The 19,727-nt window shown below is 71.2% G+C and carries 20 protein-coding genes; 8 read left to right on the forward strand and 12 right to left on the reverse strand.

Annotation, left to right across the window (positions count from 1 at the left end; all coding sequences use genetic code 11):
* Window positions 1-167 precede the first annotated feature (167 nt).
* The 4 genes from ACPPVS_RS18325 to ACPPVS_RS18340 all read right to left on the reverse strand — a co-directional run bounded on the left by ACPPVS_RS18325 (window position 168) and on the right by ACPPVS_RS18340 (window position 4,713).
* Entirely contained in the window at window positions 168-1,400 is a 1,233-nt protein-coding gene (locus ACPPVS_RS18325; RefSeq protein WP_426593674.1) for an RNA polymerase sigma factor, read from the reverse strand.
* Between the two features lie 15 nt (window positions 1,401-1,415).
* The gene (locus ACPPVS_RS18330) at window positions 1,416-1,850 is read right to left on the reverse strand and encodes a YciI family protein (RefSeq protein ID WP_426593675.1); all 435 of its coding nucleotides are present in this window, start codon (window positions 1,848-1,850) and stop codon (window positions 1,416-1,418) included.
* Between the two features lie 215 nt (window positions 1,851-2,065).
* On the reverse strand, window positions 2,066-3,934 hold the full coding sequence (locus tag ACPPVS_RS18335) for an adenylyl cyclase (RefSeq protein ID WP_426593676.1): 1,869 nt from the start codon (window positions 3,932-3,934) through the stop codon (window positions 2,066-2,068).
* Window positions 3,935-4,212: 278 nt separating this feature from the next.
* Complete coding sequence (locus ACPPVS_RS18340; protein WP_426593677.1) at window positions 4,213-4,713, reverse strand: hypothetical protein; 501 nt, start codon at window positions 4,711-4,713, stop codon at window positions 4,213-4,215.
* A gap of 180 nt (window positions 4,714-4,893) precedes the next feature.
* On the opposite strand from ACPPVS_RS18340, the gene ACPPVS_RS18345 reads away from it, so the two are divergent.
* Complete coding sequence (locus tag ACPPVS_RS18345) at window positions 4,894-5,304, forward strand: DUF6855 family protein (RefSeq protein WP_426593678.1); 411 nt, start codon at window positions 4,894-4,896, stop codon at window positions 5,302-5,304.
* Here the strand turns inward: ACPPVS_RS18345 and ACPPVS_RS18350 are convergent.
* The gene (locus tag ACPPVS_RS18350; RefSeq protein WP_426593679.1) at window positions 5,301-5,708 is read right to left on the reverse strand and encodes a DUF3224 domain-containing protein; all 408 of its coding nucleotides are present in this window, start codon (window positions 5,706-5,708) and stop codon (window positions 5,301-5,303) included. The two genes, ACPPVS_RS18345 and ACPPVS_RS18350, sit on opposite strands and share 4 nt — an antisense overlap.
* A 9-nt stretch (window positions 5,709-5,717) precedes the next feature.
* Window positions 5,718-6,668, reverse strand: coding sequence for a helix-turn-helix transcriptional regulator (locus ACPPVS_RS18355; protein ID WP_426593680.1), 951 nt, complete (start codon window positions 6,666-6,668; stop codon window positions 5,718-5,720).
* 61 nt (window positions 6,669-6,729) lie between these two features.
* On the opposite strand from ACPPVS_RS18355, the gene ACPPVS_RS18360 reads away from it, so the two are divergent.
* Entirely contained in the window at window positions 6,730-7,131 is a 402-nt protein-coding gene (locus ACPPVS_RS18360; RefSeq protein WP_426593681.1) for a VOC family protein, read from the forward strand.
* Window positions 7,132-7,136: 5 nt separating this feature from the next.
* On the opposite strand, the gene ACPPVS_RS18365 is transcribed toward ACPPVS_RS18360, so the two are convergent.
* The 3 genes from ACPPVS_RS18365 to ACPPVS_RS18375 form a co-directional block, all read right to left on the reverse strand.
* Window positions 7,137-7,949 (reverse strand): putative protein N(5)-glutamine methyltransferase, encoded by an 813-nt coding sequence (locus tag ACPPVS_RS18365; RefSeq protein WP_426593683.1) that lies wholly within the window; start codon window positions 7,947-7,949, stop codon window positions 7,137-7,139.
* A 93-nt stretch (window positions 7,950-8,042) separates the two neighbouring features.
* The gene (locus ACPPVS_RS18370; protein ID WP_426593684.1) at window positions 8,043-8,468 is read right to left on the reverse strand and encodes a DUF5684 domain-containing protein; all 426 of its coding nucleotides are present in this window, start codon (window positions 8,466-8,468) and stop codon (window positions 8,043-8,045) included.
* Between the two features lie 98 nt (window positions 8,469-8,566).
* The gene (locus ACPPVS_RS18375; protein WP_426593686.1) at window positions 8,567-9,319 is read right to left on the reverse strand and encodes a potassium channel family protein; all 753 of its coding nucleotides are present in this window, start codon (window positions 9,317-9,319) and stop codon (window positions 8,567-8,569) included.
* A 176-nt stretch (window positions 9,320-9,495) separates the two neighbouring features.
* On the opposite strand from ACPPVS_RS18375, the gene ACPPVS_RS18380 reads away from it, so the two are divergent.
* Together ACPPVS_RS18380 and ACPPVS_RS18385 are read left to right on the forward strand one after the other, a co-directional pair.
* Window positions 9,496-10,299, forward strand: a complete 804-nt coding sequence (locus tag ACPPVS_RS18380; protein WP_426593688.1) for an arylamine N-acetyltransferase family protein — start codon at window positions 9,496-9,498, stop codon at window positions 10,297-10,299.
* 62 nt (window positions 10,300-10,361) lie between these two features.
* Entirely contained in the window at window positions 10,362-10,988 is a 627-nt protein-coding gene (locus tag ACPPVS_RS18385) for a LysE family translocator (protein WP_426593690.1), read from the forward strand.
* A gap of 12 nt (window positions 10,989-11,000) precedes the next feature.
* Here the strand turns inward: ACPPVS_RS18385 and ACPPVS_RS18390 are convergent, their stop codons facing one another.
* The gene (locus ACPPVS_RS18390) at window positions 11,001-12,137 is read right to left on the reverse strand and encodes an AI-2E family transporter (protein WP_426593691.1); all 1,137 of its coding nucleotides are present in this window, start codon (window positions 12,135-12,137) and stop codon (window positions 11,001-11,003) included.
* 161 nt (window positions 12,138-12,298) lie between these two features.
* Between ACPPVS_RS18390 and ACPPVS_RS18395 the strand changes: the two genes are divergently transcribed.
* Complete coding sequence (locus ACPPVS_RS18395; RefSeq protein WP_426593693.1) at window positions 12,299-13,480, forward strand: MFS transporter; 1,182 nt, start codon at window positions 12,299-12,301, stop codon at window positions 13,478-13,480.
* A 12-nt stretch (window positions 13,481-13,492) separates the two neighbouring features.
* Here ACPPVS_RS18395 and ACPPVS_RS18400 read toward each other — a convergent pair whose 3' ends face one another.
* Window positions 13,493-14,353, reverse strand: coding sequence for a DNA-3-methyladenine glycosylase family protein (locus tag ACPPVS_RS18400; RefSeq protein WP_426593695.1), 861 nt, complete (start codon window positions 14,351-14,353; stop codon window positions 13,493-13,495).
* 67 nt (window positions 14,354-14,420) lie between these two features.
* Here ACPPVS_RS18400 and ACPPVS_RS18405 point away from each other — a divergent pair, with 67 nt between their 5' ends.
* The 3 genes from ACPPVS_RS18405 (at window position 14,421) to ACPPVS_RS18415 (ending at window position 17,954) form a co-directional block, all read left to right on the forward strand.
* Window positions 14,421-15,254, forward strand: a complete 834-nt coding sequence (locus ACPPVS_RS18405) for an alpha/beta fold hydrolase (protein ID WP_426593697.1) — start codon at window positions 14,421-14,423, stop codon at window positions 15,252-15,254.
* Window positions 15,255-15,273: 19 nt separating this feature from the next.
* Window positions 15,274-16,308, forward strand: coding sequence for a glutaminase A (gene glsA / locus ACPPVS_RS18410; protein WP_426593699.1), 1,035 nt, complete (start codon window positions 15,274-15,276; stop codon window positions 16,306-16,308).
* A 77-nt stretch (window positions 16,309-16,385) separates the two neighbouring features.
* The gene (locus tag ACPPVS_RS18415) at window positions 16,386-17,954 is read left to right on the forward strand and encodes an AbgT family transporter (protein WP_426593701.1); all 1,569 of its coding nucleotides are present in this window, start codon (window positions 16,386-16,388) and stop codon (window positions 17,952-17,954) included.
* On the opposite strand, the gene ACPPVS_RS18420 is transcribed toward ACPPVS_RS18415, so the two are convergent.
* Entirely contained in the window at window positions 17,951-19,723 is a 1,773-nt protein-coding gene (locus ACPPVS_RS18420) for an SLC13 family permease (protein WP_426593703.1), read from the reverse strand. The two genes, ACPPVS_RS18415 and ACPPVS_RS18420, sit on opposite strands and share 4 nt — an antisense overlap.
* Between the last annotated feature and the right edge of the window lie 4 nt (window positions 19,724-19,727).

Consider the following 19,727-nt stretch of genomic DNA (forward strand, 5'->3'; position numbering starts at 1 on the left):
GGTCCTGCTCCTTCGTCACCGAGGATCAACGGGGTCCGGGTACGAAAAAGCCCCTCGCACCGGAGGGGCTCGCCGCGCTGACTCGTACCCGGGCTCAGCGCGGCCGGGTAAGGAGCAGGTCGAAGAAGCGCATGGCCCGACGGTAGCAGTCGTCCTGCCGAGGTGCTCTAGTCGGGAACGGTGGCCGCCGCGCGTTCGAGCAGGAGGTCCCGCTCGCGCCTGGTCGGGGCCAGGTCGGCGGCGCGTTCCAGCTCGGCGGCGGCCTCGGTCGTTCGGCCGAGCTGCGTCAGGACCTCCGCGCGGACCGCGCCGAGCAGGTGGTAGCGAGCCATCCGCGGGTCGCCGGCGATCGCGTCCAGAGCGTCCAGCGCGGCCTGCGGTCCGTCGGCGTGCAGCACGGCGACGGCCCGGTTCAGCTCGACGACGGGACTCGGCGTGAGCTGCGCGAGGGCGTCGTAGAGCGCGACGACGGCCTCCCAGTCGGTGGTCTCGAAGCTCGGCGCCCGGCTGTGGCAGGCGGCGATCGCGGCCTGCAGCGTGTAGGGCCCCAGCGGGCGGCCCAGCGCGATCGCGCTGTCGAGCGCCCGTAGTCCGTGCTCGATCAGCTGGCGGTCCCAGAAGCGTCGGTCCTGGTGCTGGAGCAGCGTCCCGGACCCGCGGGCGTCGAACCGGGAGGCCTGCAGCTCCATGAGCGCGACCAGACCGTGCACCTCGGGCTCGCGCGGAAGCAGCCCGGCCAGGACGCGACCCAGGCGCATCGCCTCGTCGGCAAGGTCGCGACGCACCCACTCGTCGCCGCTGGTGGCCGCGTACCCCTCGGTGAAGATCAGGTAGATCACCTCGAGCACGGAGCCCACGCGGGCCGGCAGCTGGTCGGCCTGCGGCACCTCGAACGGGATGTGCGCCTCGGCGAGCGTCCGCTTGGCGCGCGAGATCCGCTGGCCGATCGTCGCGCTCGGGGTCAGGTAGGCGCGGGCGATCTCGTCCGTGGTCAGTCCGCCGAACAGCCGCAGCGTCAGCGCGATCCGGGACTCCTTGGGCAGCACCGGGTGGCAGGTGAGGAACACCAGCGAGAGCAGGTCGTCGCCGACGGGATCCTCGACGATCCCGTCGACGGGCGCCACGTCTGTCAGGTCCTGAGCGAGGACCGCGTACTTCGCGTCCCGGTTGTGCTCGCGCCGGATCAGGTCGATGGCCCGGCGCCTGGCCGTCGTCATCAGCCAGGCACCGGGCTTGTCCGGGACGCCGTCGGTGGGCCACTGCTCGAGGGCCGCGACGAACGCGTCCTGCGCGAGCTCCTCGGCCAGGCCGACGTCCCGGACCAGTCGGGTGAGCGAGGCGATCAGCCGCGGCGACTCGATCCGCCAGACGACCTCGACGGTCCGCCGCGCGTCGCTCATCGGGACGGACCGACCTCAGGCGTTCTGCTGCGCCTCGGCGCGCGCGATCAGGTCCTGCTCCTTGGCGATGGTCTCCGGGGAGAGGACCTGCTCGAAGTCCGCCATCTCGAAGAACGGCCGGATCTCGAGCACCGAACGGATCCCCGGCGTCGACGGGCACCGCTTGGCCCACTCGGTCGCCTCGTCGAGCGAGCTGACCTGCCAGATCCAGTAGCCGGCGACGATCTCCTTGGCCTCCGTGAACGGACCGTCGACCACCGACGTCTCGCCGCTCGTCGCGAACACCACCTTGGCGCCCTCCGAGCTGGGCTTGAGGCCCTCGCCGCCGAGCATGATCCCGGCGTTCACCAGCTGCTCGTTGTACGCGTTCATCACCGCGAACATCTCGTCGTTCGGCTTGGCCGCAGCCTCGTCGACACCGTCGCTCTTGATCATGACCAGAACCTTCATGGCGAACTCCCTCGATGTGGATGCCGTCCCGACGCTAGTGCCGGGATCGGACCTTCACCACCACGTCGAACGGCCGTCGCCGTCTTCGACAGGCCGGTCCGACGAGCGTGCCGGACGGACGCAGCAACGCCCGGGCCCGCGGTTGTCGACCGCGGGACCGGGCGTCGCCGGTGGTGCCGTGCGTACAGGATCGAACACGTGCTACCTGCGGGGCATCACGGGTACTGCTGAACCACCGCCGGTCCCTGGACCGTCGGCGTGACGGCCTCCCCGATGCCGTTGACCACGTGGTCGATCGTGCCGGCGCCGTTGAGCGAGATGGTCAGGAGGTGGTGCAGCGTCACACCGGGCGTCACCGGCACCTCGAACGCCTGGGTGGCGTGCAGGGTCGGGTCGACGTTGGTGTAGATGTAGCTGCCCAGACCCCAGGCCTCGTGGGTCTTGACCTTGTCGTTCACCTTGTAGGCCGCGTACCCCAGGATGCCGTCGTGCTGCCAGGCGGCCTGGTTCGGGGCGTCGTACGGCATCTCGTTCTGGAAGAAGATCGTCTTGCCGCGCTCGCCGTTCCAGACGACGTCGTACTTCTGGAAGTGCTCGGAGAACAGGCCCGTCGCGGTGACGTCGTTGCCGTTCACCAGCACGCCGGTGTCTGCCGTGTTCACGGTCCAGCCGACCCCGTCGCCGTGGTCGGCGCGCCAGGCCCAGGTGTGGTCGACGATCGTCTGGTTCGTGTTGACGACGAGGCTGTTGGTGGCCTTGCCGACATGCTCGCCGCCGATGCGGAAGAACACGTCCTGCACGGCGGTCGGGTTGCTCGCGCTGCTCAGGAACTGCCGCTTGCCCAGTCCGTCGAGCTTCGAGATCTTGGTGCCCAGCTGCAGGAGCGCCGGGGAGTTCACCGTGCCGGCGTCGAAGATCAGGCCCGCGATGTCCACGCCCGGGACATCGAGGGTCTGGATGCCGATCACGCCGTTGTCCGGGACGATCGTCGCCAGGCCCATCCCGAGCACCACGGTGTTGGGGTGGAGCACGTTGATCGTGCGGTTCACGTGGTAGACGCCCGGCGTGAACAGCAGGTTCTTGCCGCGGGCCAGCTCCGCGTTGATCTTGACGGCGGAGTCACCCGGCTTGGCCACATAGAAGCCGCTCAGCGGCAGCGCCTTGCCGGGCGTCGGACCGTTGGCCCACGAGGCGCCGGAGCTGTTGGTCTGCGCCGACGGGACGAAGACGTTGTACGCACCCTTCGCGTCGACGAACAGGTACGGCTTCTCCTTCGAGGCCGGCGTCGTCGGCAGGGTCGTGTACTTGTTGGTGAGCGGCCCGGGCACGCCCGGTCCGAAGTCGTCGGCCGGGGCGCCGATGACACCCGAGAACACCTGGTTCCAGACGGAGTTGCTCCACCCGGCGACCGAGCTGTTGCGGGTCAGCCACTGCTGCTGGCTGCCGCTGACCACGTTGGGCAGCTGCGAGTCCGCGATGAACCCGCCGGACGCGTAGTTGGGGGGCGCGCCGCAGTAGTCCATGAGCGACAGCTGGGCGCCCGTGAGGCTGACGCGCCGGATGGAGACGGCCTGCGACGTGGCCCAGAAGTTGGCGCTCGCGTGGCAGCCGTCGGCGTTCCCGGCCGCGTAGTGGATGCTCAGGTTGGACAGCGACCGCCAGAAGTTGTTCAGGGCCGTGCAGTCCGTGGGAGCGCCGGGCGCCGTCGGGTAGCAGCGGTCGTAGACCTCGATCGCGCCGTTGATGACGACGTCGCCGGGGTTCTGACCGAGACCGGCGACCTCGGTGAAGTACCCCACCTGGAAGCGCAGGGGTTGCTCAGGTGTGCCGTACGTGCCCGGCTTGAACAGGATGGAGTAGCGGGCGTCGCCGAACTGCGCGTCGACCTGCTGGGCGGCGATCTGGTCGACCTTCGCCTGGATGTCGGCAATCGGCTGGCTGGGGTCGAAGACGATCGTGTTCACGCCCAGGTCGACGGGCGGGGTGACGCCGTGCGCCTCTGCGGGCGCCGAGACCAGCGGGACGAGCACGAGGGCGACGGTCGCGCCGACCGCCGCGAAGGCGAGTCGACGATGACCCGTCATCTTTTGGGGAGCGTTCTCACGTGGTCGCATGGTGGGGCGTACCTCTCTCCGCACAGGGGGCACGTCGTTCTGACGGACCCTGCGGACAGGGGGCACCGTCGTTGGCGCCGTGCGCCGGACGCGATGGCCGGCCGGGACAAAACGTACCGAACGGACGCCGGGTGTCAACCCTTACAGACCAGTAAGTCTTACAAGTGCGTAAGTGCGAAGGTCGTCTCCGCTCCGGCGCCCGGTTCGCGCGCGGGACGGAGGTTTCGCCGTCTCACCAGGGGGCACGGTCATCCACGACGCGTGCCGGCGAGCTCCTCGATCCATGGCGGCGTCGACGCTCCCTGCGCCGCGTCGGTGGCCGTGCGCAGCCCTGCGGCGGCGATCTCGGAACGATCCACGGGAGTCCGGTGGCTCTGGCTGGCGGCGCGGTCGGCGCGGTCGTCCAGCGTGAACGGGCCCTCGCCACGACCGTGCACGGCGGCCAACGAGTCGAGCGTCAGACCGCGTAGGAAGTCGAGGTCCCCCGACCCGGCCAGCGGCGAGCGCGCGAGCAGCGCGAGGGCCTCGAAGCCGACCGTCCGCCGGGCCCGCTCCTCCTCGAACGAGAGGTCGACGGCCCACTGCACCCGCGCCCACCACTGCGCCCGGGCGTCCGCCTGCGCACGTTCCCGGATGGTGAAGATCCCCACGATGATGGCGCCGATCGCACCCAGCGCGGCGACGATCGTGGCGATCGTCGCGGCACCGTCGTACCAGGGTTGCGCCGCCACCTCACCGACCAGACGCATCGATCACCTCACCGTAGGTCGTGGGTACGCGGCCCGTCCGGTCGCGCTCCGGCGAGCGTAGTCGCGCGATCGTCTCCGATCGGGAGGTCAGCACCCCTGGGCGGAACCGGGTTCGGCGGTCGATAGTGGTGTCTGATCGGGACGACCGATCCCCCGCCGATGCTCGAAGAGAGGCGCACGATGGCCGGGACTGGGACCAAGGACGACCCCTGGCAGCTGACCACCGCGCCCGGCTCGTCCGCCTACACGATGTACCGCGACGAGGCCGCCGATCCCCCGGCGCTCGTGTGCCAGGTCGGGTCGACGACGCTGAAGTACCACCTGAGCGCGATCCACGACCTGCACACCTGGCTGCTCGGGCAGGGCGACTGGGTGCCGCTCGGTGCCGCGGACGAGAACAAGCCCGCGGCGGCCGGAACGGTCGAGGCATGGGGTCGCGACGAGGCGAACCCCGTCGGCGGCTGGTACGGGCTCCGCAAGGGGTACCGCGGGCGGTTCGGCATGTACCTGCCGCCGCTGCTCGAGTCGCTGGGTCTGGTCGAGCTGACGCACGACGCCCGCAACAACACGGTCCGCGCGCTGTCGTCCTAACCGACCGAGTACTCGAACCGCATCCGGTGGGTGCCGTCGGCGTCGACGACCAGGGCGCCTCCGCCCGTGATGCCCGCCAGCTCGCCCGTCCCGCTGCCGGCGACGATCGTGAAGAACTCGCCTGAGCGGTCGTCCCCGCTGGTCGAGGCCACGTGCGCGAAGTTGAACGACCCCGACAGCCCGTCGACGGACCCCTCGAACGACTCCAGGGCCACGTAGGTGCCGACGCCCTTCTCGGGGTCGAACGCCGAGGTGAAGTACGTGACGGAGCGGCCCTCGACCGCGCCCGCGTACTGCTTGCGCATCGTCGCGATCCCGACGCCGAGCGCGGTCTGCACCGGATCGGGCACCTCGACGGGCACCGGCGTGAACCCACTGACCGTGAACGTCCCCTCAGTCCTCATCCCGGCACGCTAGCGAGCGCCACCGACATAGGCCTGCGTCAGCTCGCGTCCGATCCGGACGAGCTCGGCGACGACCTCCGGCGGGGAGACCACCTCGATCGACGAACCGTGGCCGGCGAGCTGCTCGGCGACGGCCCGAGCCAGGTGCGCGGCCACCCGCAGTCGCACCCGGTCGTCGTCGGGCCCGAGCACTTCGCAGTGCCGCCCGAACTGCCGCTGCAGCACGGGCACGAGCCACGCCGGAGCGAGCACCTCCGCGGACACCACCGAGCGACGTTCCTCCAGCTCGCCGACCACCGAGGCCCAGACCGCCTCGACGTCGAGGGCCTGCGGTCGCGAGAAGGCGGACTCGAGAACGTCGACGGACACGATGCGGTCGACGCGGAACGTCCGTCGGCCGTGCGAGGTCCCCGCGACCAGGTACCAGGTCCCGTCCTTGTCGACCAGCGCCCACGGATCGACCACGCGCGGCTCCGGCGAGGACCGGTACACGAGCGACACCTGCCGGCGTCGCACGACCGCTGTCTGGAGCTCGTCGACCACCGCCGGGACGGCATCGGACCCGGCCGCCGCGGCACCCCACGGCCCGCGGTCCACCACCACCGCCTGGGCCGCTGCCTCGGCGTCGGCGCGGAACGTCTCGGGGAGCGCCCGCACGAGCTTGCGCAGCGCGGAGACGGCGGACGCGGACCGTCCGGACGTCGGGCCGACGAGCAGGAAGAGGGCCTGGGCCTCCGACGACGTGAGGCCGGTCAGGTCGGTGCGGGCACCGCCGACGAGCGACCAACCGCCGCCGCGTCCGGGCTGTGGGTAGACGGGGATCCCGGCCGTCGAGAGCGCCTCCAGGTCTCGGCGGGCGGTCGCCAGCGACACCTCCAGCGCGGACGCGATCTCGGCCGCCGTCACGCGTCCACGCGCCTGCATGAGCAGGAGCGTCGCCACCAACCGGTCTGCGCGCACGATCTCAGGCTAGCCAGAAACGTGCTCAGAGGATGAGCACTTTGCGCGGAAGAGTGGAGTCATGAACACATCGGCACGCACCTCCTTCCGCGGCATCGCCAACGTCTCGTTCTTCGCCGACGACGTCGACGCCGCCCACGCCTGGTACGCCGACCTCCTGGGTGTCGAGCCGTACTTCGTCCGCGACGGCTACGTCGAGTTCCGCCTGGGCGACCACCACGACGAGCTCGGGATCGTCGACCGCCGCTACGCGCCCACCCAGGGCGGCCCCTCAGGCGCGATCGTCTACTGGCACGTCGACGACCTCGCCGCGACCTTCCAGGCGGCCCTCGACCAGGGTGCAGCCGTGCACGACGGCATCCGCGAGCGCGGCCACGGCTTCGTCACCGCCTCGGTCACGGACCCGTTCGGCAACGTCCTGGGCCTCATGTCGAACCCGAACTGGCTCGAGAACAGGCGCTGACGGCGTCAGTCCGCGAGCAGGGTCCCGACGATGGCCGTGGCCTCCCGGTCGACGTCCACGGCCACCCGGGCGGTGAGCCCCGCCGCCTCGAACGCGGCGCAGGCGTCGTCGGCCTGTCCCTCGCTGGTCTCGACGAGGACGTGGCCGCCCGGGGCCAGCCACCGGGGGGCCAGCTCGGCGACGCGACGCAGCACGTCGAGGCCGTCGGGACCGCCGTCGAGGGTCACGAGGGGCTCGTGGTCGCGGGCCTCCGTGGGCATCGAGGCGATCACGCGGGTGGGCACGTAGGGCACGTTGGCCAGCAGCACCTCGACCCGGCCGAGCAGGTGGTCGGGCAGGGGTTCGTCCAGGTCACCCTGGAGGACCAGCCCGCCGACGGGGGCGACGTTACGGGTCGCGCACGCCACGGCCGCCGGCTCGATGTCGACGGCGTAGAGCTCGACGTCGGTGTCGAGCGTCTCGGCGAGGGCGACCCCGAGCGCGCCGGAGCCGCAGCACAGGTCGAGGACCACGACCGGTTCGTCCGAGGGGAGCACGAGACGGACGAGCTCGACCAGGCGGGCCGCCTCGTCGACCAGGAACTCGGTGCGCAGGCGCGGGACGAAGACGCCGGGGTCGATCTCGATGCGCAGCCCGCAGAACGACGCCCATCCGACGACGACTTCCAGCGGCTCACCGGCCACCCGGCGCTCGAGCATCGCCGCGAGCTCGTCGGTCGACCGGGCGGACTGGAGCAGGAGTGTCGCCTCGTCCTCGGCGAACACGCAGCCGGCCGTGCGCAGCGTGCGCACCACCGCCTCGTATGACAGCTCTGTCACGACGTCCTCTCGATCCTGGAACCGCACCACCCTAGGCCGCACGCAAACGGCCGCACCCCTCGAGCCGAGGGGTGCGGCCGGGCCGGTTGCGGGTCAGGCGGTGGCGTAGCCACCTGGCACGGCGACGGTGCCGCCGGGGCCCCGGTACTGGCTGCCGTCGAACGCGAGGATGTAGTAGAAGATCACGCTCAGGAAGAACAGGCCCACGGTGAATCCGGCCCCGTGCCCGAACGACGCGGACAGACCGTTGAGCACGAGGATCCAGATCACGATGTTCACGATCGGGATCAGGAAAAGGATGATCCACCACATCGGCTTGCCCGAGATCTTGATCAGGACGATGTAGTTCCAGATCGGGATGATCGACTGCCAGCCCGCCTCGCCGGCCTTCGTGAAGATGACCCACATCGGGATGACGAAGAGGGCGATGTAGGCGACGAGGTAGATGCCGAAGATGAGTCCTGTGGCACCGGAGGACGTGGTCGACGTCGTGGAGACGGTCGAGAGAAGTGTGTGCATGACGCGAACAGTAGCGACTGTGAATGCGCTGTGTGGGCAGAATCACGCGGCCATTCAGGCGACTTCCAGAGGAGTTCTCCGGAAGTCTCGTCGAAATTTCAACCAGATGATTGTTCGACCGGTTCGGGGTCCTCACGGTGGGACATTGCCCCGATCTCCGCGCGCAACGCCCGGATCTCCCCCAGGAGCGAGTCGATCTCGGTGCGGGTCACCGCCTCTTCCTGCTCGTTGACCTCGGCCACGCGCTCGACCAGCCACGACGCGAGCGTCGCAGTCACCACTCCGAGCAGCGCGATGCCACCGACCATCAGCGCGGCCGCGATGAACCGCCCGGTGGGTGTCACGGGGTAGCGGTCGCCGTAACCGACCGTGGTGATGGTCGACATCGCCCACCACAACCCGTCGCCCACGTTCGCGATCGTGCTGCCGGGCTTGCCGCGCTCCGCGTCGGTGATGGCGAGCGCCCCGCACGTGACCAGCAGGACGGTGCCACCGATCGCGAACATGACGACACGACCGCGCAGGCTGGCCGAGCCCGCCCGGTTGAGGATCGCGATCAGCGCGACCAGACGCAGCAGCCGCAGCGGGCGCAGCACGGGGAGTGCGATCACCGCGAGATCGAGCACGTTCTTGCGGAAGAAGTGCCAGCGGTCCTTGCTGAGGTACAGGCGGCCGAAGTAGTCGACGGCGAACAGCACCCAGGTGGCCGCGATCAGCAGGTCGCACAGGACGTGGACGTCGTGCGGGACGCCGGGGAAGACGATCGGCGTCGCGTAGGCGGCCAGGAACAGCAGCGCCGCACCGGCCAACGGCCAGCGGACGCGCTCCTCCCACACCTCGACGGCGGTCACGCGGTCATGGTGACACCCCGGAACCGGGCAGATGCGGGAATTTACGCGGTGGAAACGCACTGATCAGTCCGTGAGCGCGGGCCTGGCCCGCACGCCCGGCGTACGCTCCCTCGCGTGCTCCTCGGTTCCTTCGTGACGACCACCGGCCGGATGCGCCGCCTCGGTCGGGTCGCCCCGTGGACGAGCACGTGACCGCGTGGGGCGTCGAGCGGCTCGACCTACCCGCCTACCTCGACCGGATCGGCCTGGCCGCCGACAGTGCGTTCCCCGAGATCCACCGTGCGCACCTGGCTGCCATCCCGTTCGAGAACCTTGACGTCCTGCTCGGTGCCGGCATCAGCGTCGACCTCCCGGCGGTGCAGCGCAAGCTCGTCGACGGGCACCGCGGCGGCTACTGCCACGAGCACGCGATCCTGCTCGCGGCGGCCCTCGAACGCCTGGGCTACCCGGTGCAGCGCCGGCTCGCGCGCATCGGCGACCCGTCCGTGACGCCCCGGCCCCGCTCGCACCTGGTCGTCTTCGTGCTCGTCGACGACGTCTGGCACCTGGCCGACACGGGCTACGGCTCCGGGCTGCTGTTCCCCGTCCCGCTGATCGCCGGGAACGTGACCTCGCAGGGCGGCTGGACGTTCCGCACGGTCCAGCTCGCCGACGGCAGCTGGCAGCTGCACGAGCAGCACGCCGGCCGCTGGATCACCCACTACACGGTCCCGCCCGAGGACACCTACCTGGTCGACGTCGCCGCCGCCAACTGGGTCACCTCCACGTCGCCGACCTCCCGGTTCACCCCGCAGCTCGTCGTCCAGCGTCGCGACGAGTCCCTGACCCACCTGCTCACGGGCCGCCAGCTGGTGGTCGAGGCACCCGCGGGTCGGCTGTCGAGCACCCACGTCGACGACGAGTCCCTGGACGGGGTCCTGCGGGACATGGGTCTCGCGCTGGCTCCCGACCAGCTGGCCCTGCTCGTCGAGCGCTTCTGACCCTGGGTCGCGGCGAAGAACGCCATCGCGTGGCGATGTCGCGCGGGTGCACGATGGCCCACATGACCCTGGCGTTCCTGCTGACCTCGCTGGTGATCGTCGCGACGCCCGGCACCGGCGTCCTGTACACCCTGAGCGCCGGTCTGAGCCGGGGCACCCGCGCGAGCCTCGTCGCGGCGCTCGGCTGCACGCTCGGGATCGTCCCGCACATGGTCGCGGCCATCACCGGGCTGGCCGCGGTGCTCAACGCGAGCGCCGTCGCCTTCCAGTCGCTGAAGCTGCTCGGCGTGGCGTACCTGCTGTTCATGGCCGTGCGGATGTGGCGCGACCGCAGCGAGCTGGTGGTCGACGAGGGCGCGGGCAGCCCGGGCGCGCCGGTCAGGTCGGCGCGCCAGGTGATCTGGTCCGCGATCCTGATCAACATCCTCAACCCGAAGCTGACCATCTTCTTCTTCGCGTTCCTGCCCCAGTTCGTGCACCCCGACCAACCCGGCGCCCTCGCGCACATGACGATGCTCAGCGGCGTGTTCATGGCGATGACGTTCGTGGTGTTCGCCATCTACGGCGCCTTCGCGGCGGCCGTCCGGTCGCACGTGGTCAGCCGGCCGCACCTCGTCCGCTGGATGCGCCGCACGTTCGCCGGCGCCTTCGTCGCACTCGGCGTGAAGCTGGCGCTCACCGACCGGTGAGTGCCGCGGCGCTCAGGCGGTCGCGTCCGCGATCGCGGGCGGCCGCTCGTCCGGCGCCTCGATCTCGGGGTGCGGGTCGGCCGGGACCGCGTCGTCGGGGGAGGTCGGCTCCTCGGCGCCGGTCTCGCCCGAGATCCAGAAGTAGAACGCGTTCGACCCGTTCTTCTGCAGCAGCATCGCGCGGGTCAGCAGGGTCATCGGGACCGCCAGGATGGCGCCCAGCGGGCCGATGATGAACGTCCAGAAGACGACCGAGACGAAGCTCAGCGTCAGCGTGATGTTCACCGCGTCGGAGACGAACCGCGGCTGCACCATCACCTGGAGCGTCACGTTGACCAGGCAGTAGACCACCAGGACCCACAGCGCCAGCTCCCAGCCGCCCACCACGAACGCCAGCAGCATCGGCGGGATCAAGCCGATGATGAAGCCGATGTTCGGGATGAAGTTGGTGACGAACGCGAGGATCGCCCAGACCACCGCCGCGGGGACGCCCAGCAGGTAGAGCGCGATCCCGTCGATGACGGCGACGATCGCGCCGAACGTCGCGCTGACCACGAAGTAGCTGCGCACACCGCGGTTGAAGATCGTGGCCCGCTCGAAGACGTCGGACTTGGTGGGCAAGAAGGCCGGGCGCCCGCGGTCGTACCGGGCGGCGTCGACCCCCATGAAGATCACGTAGGCGAGCACGAAGAAGAACGACCCCGCGATGCTCAGCACGGTGCTGGCCACCGACGTCGCCGCGTTGACCACCTGCGACGGGTTGATCTCGCTGGTGATCGAGCTCGCGGTGCTCTGGTCGACGCCGAGGGACCCGAGCCACGTGGTCACGTCCGCGAGCGACTGCTGCAGCTCGTCGCTGTAGGAGCGGACCAGGTCCGTGAACCGGATGCCGGCGAACACGAGCATCGCGACGAGGATCGCGAGGATCAGGTAGACGGTCACGATCACGGCCGTCGTCGCCATCCAGGGCTTCCAGCCCCGGCGCTCCAACGGGATCCGCAGCGGGTGGCAGATGATGACGAGCACCACGGCGAGCATGATCGGCGCGAAGAACCCACCGGCCGCGTGCAACCCGGCGAGGGTGACGACGAACGCGGCCAACGTGAGCAGCGTCCGGGTGGCGGGCGCGAGGCCCTGAGGCGAAGCCATCGGGCGCGCTCCTTCGCGAGATGCGGGCGGATCCGGGCGGGTGCGCGCGGACACGGGTCAGTTCGCTCGCACGGTACAAGATGTCCGCTTCGCGGCGGGGGACCTTTCGTGCGCTGCGCCTCCGTCCGGCCCGTGTCGCGGGTGCGTGCGAGCATGCCAGCGTGACGAGCACCCACCACTGGCAGCCCGGCACGGTCCGCGAGGCCGGCGGTGGCATCGTCGCCCTGGCGCTCGCGACGTTCGTCGCGATCACCACGGAGCTCGTCCCGGTGGGTCTGCTGCCGCAGATGAGCGACGACCTGGCCGTCACGGAGTCGGTCGCGGGGCTGCTGGTCACCATCTACGCGGTCATGGTCGCGGCGCTGGCCGTCCCGCTCGTGCTGGTCACCCGGCGCCTGCCGCGCAAGGGGCTGCTGCTCGGCACGCTCGTCGCCTACACGCTCAGCAACGCGCTGGTGGCCGTCGCCCCGTCGTTCGGGGTGGTCGCCGGCGCTCGCGCGCTCGGCGGGATCGCCCATGCGATCTTCTTCTCGGTCGCCATCGGGTACGCGTCGCGGCTGGTCAGCCCGCAGTTCACCGGGCGCGCGCTCGCGCTGGTGACCGCCGGCGCGTCCGCGGGGTTCGTGCTCGGCGTCCCGCTGTCCACCGCGCTCGGCGCGGCGGTCGGGTGGCGGACCGCGTTCGCCGTCCTGGGCGGCGCGTGCGCCGTGGCCGTCGTCCTGGTCACGATCTTCCTGCCGGCGGTCGCCGGCGGTGGGGCTCCGGTCGCCGACGAGGCCCGGGGCACCAACCGCGCGCGCCTCGCGGTCGTGTCCACCACCAACTCGCTGACCTACCTCGGGCAGTACACCGTCTACACCTACATCGCGGTGCTGCTGATCGGCGCCGGCCTGGGCGAGGTGGCGGTGGGGCCGGTGCTCCTCGGCCTCGGCGCACTCGGGCTGGTCGGCACCGCGTACGCCGTCACCGCCCTCGACACGCACCCTCGCCGCAGCACGATCCTCGTCCTGTCCGTCGTCGTCGTCGGACTGCTCGCGCTCGGGCTGCTGTTCCCGTCGCTGCCGGGGGTGCTCGTCGCGGCGGCCGTGTGGTCCGCGGGCTTCGGCGCGGTCGCGTCGGTGTTCCAGACGGCCGCCATCCGCACGCGCGGCGCGTCCCCGGACGTCGTCGGTGCGCTGGTGAACAGCACGGCGAACATCGGCATCGGCGGCGGCGCCGCGCTCGGGGCGCTCGTGCTCGCTGGGGCGGGTCTGGAGTGGCTGCCCTACCTCGGCGCGGCGATCATCGCCATCGGGCTGGTGGCCGTCCTGGTGTCCCGGCGCGCGTTCCCCGCGCTCCCGTGAACCCGGTGGCGCTCACTGCGCCGCGGTCGCCCGCAGTGCCACACCCACCCAGGTGCGCCACGGCCGCCACGCCTCGGCCACCTCGGCCAACCTCTCCGGATCGAGCGGCTCGGCCTCGCCGAGTGCTGCCGCGGTCGCGCCACGGACCATGGGCTCGTTGACCGGGAGAACGTCGGTGTGCCCGAGGGCGCGGACCAGCACCAGCTCGGAGTAGAACGGCCCGATCCCCTCGAACGTCTGCAGCTGCGCGCGGGTGACCTCCGGGTCCTGGGCTCGCAGGGTCGCGGTGTCGAGGGCGCCGTCGAGCGCGGCGCGGGCGATCGCGTGCATCCGGTGCAGCTTGATCTCCGGGATCGGGTCGAACCCGGAGACGGCGAGCAGCTGTTCGGGCAGCGGGACGGCAGCGAGCTCGACGCCGTCGAGCGTGAAGGTCCGCCCGTGCGCCCGCGCCAGCTGCTCGCGGACGACGGCCATCTGTCGTTGCGGTCGGCGCGCGGACAGCACCGACCAGAGCAAGGCCTCGTACGCGGAGTAGAAGAGCGGGGGCCGAAGCCCGGGACGCCTGGCCTGTGCCGTGCCGACGACCGGGTCCCGCCCGCCCAGCTCGTCGTACCCCGTCCCGTCGACGTCCGCCGACAGCACCCGAGCCACCTGGTCCGCCACCCGCTGCGGGTCCGCCTCGCCGTGCACCTCGACGCGCAGCACCTGGGCGTCGGGCTGGGTCACCACCGCGCCGACCTGGTCGGTGTACCCGTCCAGGCAGAACGCGAGCCGCATCACCGACCCCGCGCCGGCGTCGCGACCCCCGAACCCGAACGCGATGCTCTGCGCGAGGTCGAACCGACCCGCGACCGCCTTCTCCACGACGTCCATCCCCCACACGCTAGGCCCGACCACCGACAGCCTGCGGGCGGCGCGCACCCGTCCTACGCTCGCCGGCATGGTCGACGTCCTCCTGCCCGACGGCCGGACGCTGCACGCCTACGACGTCCCGGTGGCCGACGAGCGGCTCGCGGTGCTCTGGCACGCAGGCACGCCGAACACGGGCGAGCCCCCGGAGCCCCTGCTCGACGCGGCCCGGCGACGCGGGATCCGCTGGGTCGGCTACGACCGGCCGTCCTACGGCGGATCGACGCCCGACCCCGGGCGGTCCGTCGCGAGCGCGGCACCGGACACGGCCGCCGTGGCGCACGCGCTCGGCATCGAGCGGTTCGCGGTGATGGGGCACTCGGGCGGCGGCCCGCACGCGCTCGCCTGCGCGGCGCTGCTGCCGGACCGGGTGACGGCGGCCGTGTGCGGCTCGTCGCCGGCGCCCGTCGACGCCGCCGGGCTCGACTACTTCGCGGGGATGGGTTCGTCCGGGCGCGCGGAGCTGGGTGCGGCGACGCGCGGGCGTGAGGCGCTCGCCGCGCAGCTGGCGACCGGCGAGTTCGACCCGGAGATGTTCACGGCGGCCGACGGCGCGGCGCTCGAGGGCGACTGGGCGTGGCTGGGTCGGATCGCGGGCGCCGCCATGGCTGCCGGGCCCGACGGCATGATCGACGACGACCTCGCGCTCGTCGGTCCGTGGGGCTTCGACCCTGCCGACGTCCACGGCCCGACGCTCTTCCTGCACGGTCTCGACGACCGCATGGTGCCCGCCTCGCACGGACGGTGGCTGGCGTCGCGGGTGCCGTCGTCGACGCTCTGGCTGCGCCCCGGCGACGGGCACGTGTCCGTGCTGGCCGCCGCCGCCGAGGCACTGGACTGGCTGATCGCGCAATCTGCTCGCTGACCTGTGCTGATATGGGCACATGACGAGCGAGGACATCGACCCGGACGTGGTCTCCACCGGAACTCTGCCCCGGCGCGAGCTGGTGATGGAGCTCATGCAGGAGGCGTACGACCGGTACGAGGGCGTCGACGAGGGCGAGGTGGCCGACTACATCCCCGCGCTGGCGGCGGCGGACCCGGCGCTGTTCGGGCTCAGCATCGTGTCCGTGACCGGGGCGTCGCACAGTGTCGGCGACGCGCGGCACGAGTTCTCGATCCAGTCGGTGTCCAAGGCGTTCGTGTTCGCGCTCGTCTGCGATGCGCTGGGCCCGGAGGCCGTCCTCGACGCGGTCGGTGTGAACAACACCGGCCTGCCGTTCAACTCGGTGATGGCGCTCGAGCTGAACGGCGGCAGCCCGATGAATCCCCTGGTCAACGCGGGGGCGCTGACCACGACGGGCCTGGCGCCCGGGCGGACGGCGGCGGAGAAGTGGGCGTTCGTGCAGGCCGGCCTCTCCGCGTTCGCGGGTCGTCCGCTCGTGCTCGACGACGACGTGTACGCCTCCGAGGCCGCGCACAACCGGCGGAACCAGGCCATCGCACGGCTGCTGGAGAGCTACGGCCGGATCACCCACGACCCGCTCGAGGTCACCGACATCTACACGCGACAGTGCTCTGTGCGGGTCTCGGCGGCGGACCTGGCCGTCATGGGCGCGACGCTGGCCGACGGGGGCGTCAACCCGATGACGGGCGAACGCGTGGTCGACGCGTCGGTCTGCCGTTACGTGCTGGCGGCCCTGGCCACGAGCGGGCTGTACGAGCGCTCGGGCGAGTGGCTGTTCAGCATCGGCCTGCCGGGCAAGAGCGGGGTGTCGGGCGGCATCGTCACCGTGGTGCCGGGCAAGGGCTCGTTGGCCACCTTCTCGCCGCGGCTCGACCCCGCCGGCAACAGCGTCCGCGGTCAGCTGGCCACGCGCTTCCTGTCGGGTGCGCTGGGCTTGAACCTGTTCGCGTCACGGCCCGAGCCCCGACAGGGATCGACGCCGACCCCGAGCGGCGCGCAGGTCGACGACTGACGGCCACGAGGGAAATGCGTCCGCTACGTTCGGGCTAGAACCCAGGACGAGGGTGTCGTCAGCGAGGGGAACGCCGCGTGTCAACGGTCGAGATCGAGCAACGGTCGCTGCTCCAGAAGGTCCTGGACTGGATCGAGCGGGTGGGCAACAAGGTCCCGCACCCGGTGATCATCTTCCTGATCCTCATCGGCGCGATCATGGTGCTGTCGGCGATCTTCCAGGCCGCGGGCTCCAGCGTCACCTTCGAGCAGGCGCAGCTGGGTGCCGACGACGTCCAGACGGTCACGGTCGCCGCGCGCAGCCTGCTGGATGCCGACGGGCTGCGGTTCGTGTTCACGTCACCGGTGGCCAACTTCAACAGCTTCGGCGTGGTCGGCGTGATCCTCGTGGCCATGATCGGCGTCGGGATGGCCGAGGAGGTCGGCCTGATCCAGGCGTTCATCAAGCGGCTGGTCAAGGTCACGCCGGCGCGGGCGATCACGTTCATCATCGTGCTGCTGGGCGTGCTGTCCTCGATCGCGACCGACGCCGGCTACCTCGTGCTCATCCCGCTCTCGGCGGCGGTGTTCCTCTCGCTCGGGCGGCACCCGCTGGCCGGGCTTGCGGCGGCGTTCGCGGGCGTCGGCGGCGGGTTCGCCGTGAACATCCTCATCACGCCGGTGGACGGCATGCTCGCCCAGATCACCAACGAGGCGATCGCCGACCCCGCCAACCACGTCTCGATCACCGGCAACCTCTACTTCGGGATCGCCTCGACGCTGCTCGTCGCCGTCGTCGCGACGATCCTGACCGAGAAGTTCGTCGAGCCGCGGCTCGGGCCCTACCACCCGAGCGAGGGACCGGAGACGGCCGCGACGGAGGCGCCGTCGGGCGAGCTGAGCCCGGAGGAGAAGAACGGCCTGCGCTGGGCGTTCTGGGGGTTCGTCGGCGTGACCGTGGTGGTCCTGCTCCTCACCATCCCGCCGAACGCGGTGCTGCGGAACCCGGAGACCGGCTCGCTGATCGAGAACAGCCCGTTCCTCAACTCGATCATCTTCCTGATCCTCATCTACTTCTTCGTGATGGGGCTCTGCTACGGCCGGGCCGCCGGGACGATCACGGGGTCGATGGACGTCATCAACCCGATGACCAAGACGATCGCCGGGCTGTCCGGGCTGATCTTCCTGCTGCTCGTGATCAGCCAGTTCATCGCGTACTTCAACTACTCCAACCTGGGCACCATCGCGGCCGTGAACATGGCCGACGCCCTCGAGAACGCGAACCTCAGCACGGTCTGGTTGATCATCGGGCTCATCGCGGTGACAGCCGTCATCGACATCTTCATCGGCGGCGTGGTGCCCAAGTGGGCGATCTTCGCGCCGGTCTTCGTGCCGCTGTTCATCCAGCTGGGCATCTCCCCGGACCTCGCGATGGCCGCCTACCGCGTCGGCGACTCGCCCGTGAACGTGGCCACACCGCTCATGCCGTACTTCGCCCTCATCGTCATCTTCGCCGAGCGCTACCGGCGCAAGGTGGGCGTCGGGTCGGTGATCTCGCTGATGCTCCCGTACACGGTGGTGCTGCTGGTCACGTGGTCCGCGCTCCTGGTCGTCTGGTACCTGCTCGGCATCCCCCTGGGACCCGGCGCGTCCATCTACCTGCACTAGACCGGCCAGATCACCGGGATCAGGCCCACCGCGACGACGAACCACGCCGCCGTCGTCGCGAGCCCGAGCTTCCAGTACGACCCGAACGTGTACCCGCCGGGCGTCATCACCATCATGTTCGCGGGGGTGGCGATCGGGGTGAGGAACGACGCGGCGCCCGCGACCGCCACGAGCATGAGGACCGGCGCCAGCGCGAGCCCGGCCTCGCCCGCCACCGCGACCGCGATCGGGGCGACGATCAGCACGGTCGCGGTGTTGCTCACCACCTGGCCCAGCAGGACGGTCACCACGAAGAGCGCCGCGAGCACCAGCCGCGGGTCGCCGTCGCCGACGAGGTCCAGCAGCCAGCCCGCGACGAGGTCGGCGGCGCCGCTGGACGCGATGGCCACGGACAGCGGGATCAGCCCGCCGACGAGGATCACCGTCTGCCACGAGACCGCCCGCAGCGCCTGCGGGCCGGCGACGACGCCCGTCAGGACCATCGCGACCGCGCCGACCAGCCCCGCGATCGCGGGCGGCACGGCACCGCTGGCCAGCAGGATCACCGTCCCGACGAGCACCGCGACCGCCCGCCACGCCAGCGGGCCGAACGCGACCGTCTGCCGCCGCACCATCTCGGGGCTGTCCACCAGCAGCACGTCGTCGTCGTCCGCGAGCGCCTCGACGGCCGGCCAGGTCCCGTGCACGAGGAGCGCATCCCCCTCGGCGAGCACGGTCCGCAACCGGTCGCGACCCAGGCGGCGCACGGCGAGGATGGTGACGCCCGAGCGGACCGCGCCCGGGAAGACGGTCTCGCCGATGATCGCCGACCGCGGCGAGACCACCAGCTCGGCGATCCCGACCTCGCGGCCGAGCAACGCCTCGCGCGTCCGTGCGGTCAGCGGTGTCGACGCGATCGTCAGGCCGTGCGCCTCGGCGAACGCGGTCGTCCCGTCCCCCGTCGCGACGAGCACGTCGCCGACGACCGGACGGTGACGCTCGTCGGCGAGCTCGCCGTCCTGCTTCTGCACCCCGATGAGCACGACGTCGTCCGGGACGGTGAACGGCCCGACCGACGAGGCCGCGGTGACGCGCAGCCGGAAGAAGCCCTGCTCGAGCCGGTAGTGCTCGACCAGGCGGTCCACGTGGCCGGAGAAGTCCGCGGGCAGGGACGTGGGAGTGCGGTCCGGGAGCAGGGGCTTGCCGACGAGCACCGCGACGAGGACCGTCACCACGACGAGCGGCAACCCGATCAGGGCGAACTCGAAGAAGCCGAACGTGTCGCCGGTCGCCTCGGACAGCGACTCCGACACGATGACGTTGACGGGACTGCCCGACAGCACGAGGAGCGCGCCGGCGCTGGCCGCGAAGGCGAGCGGCATGAGCATCTGCGACGTGGCCCTGCCGGCTCTGCGCGCGGCCAGCACGACGACCGGGAGCAGGGCGGCGGCGGCGCCGTTCGGGGTGACCAGGGCGGCCATCACCGCGGACAGGGCCATGAGAGCGACCAGCAGCTTCGCCCGTCCGGTCCCCGCCCGCGCGATCAGCTGCTGACCCGCCCACGCCGTCACCCCCGAGGACTCCAGGCCCTCGCTCAGCACGAAAAGGCTGGCGATGAAGATCACGACCGGGTCCCCGAAGCCGGCCACCGCCTGCGTCGCCGTGACGAGGCCCGTCGCGTAGAGGGCCAGCGCGGTCAGGACAGCCACCGCGCCCACCGGCAGCCGGTTCCAGACGAAGAGCCCCACGCACCCGGCCAGGACCAGCAGGCTCACGGTCGCGTCGGACATGCCC

The organism is Cellulomonas sp. McL0617 (assembly GCF_049994875.1).
Taxonomy (GTDB): domain Bacteria; phylum Actinomycetota; class Actinomycetes; order Actinomycetales; family Cellulomonadaceae; genus Cellulomonas.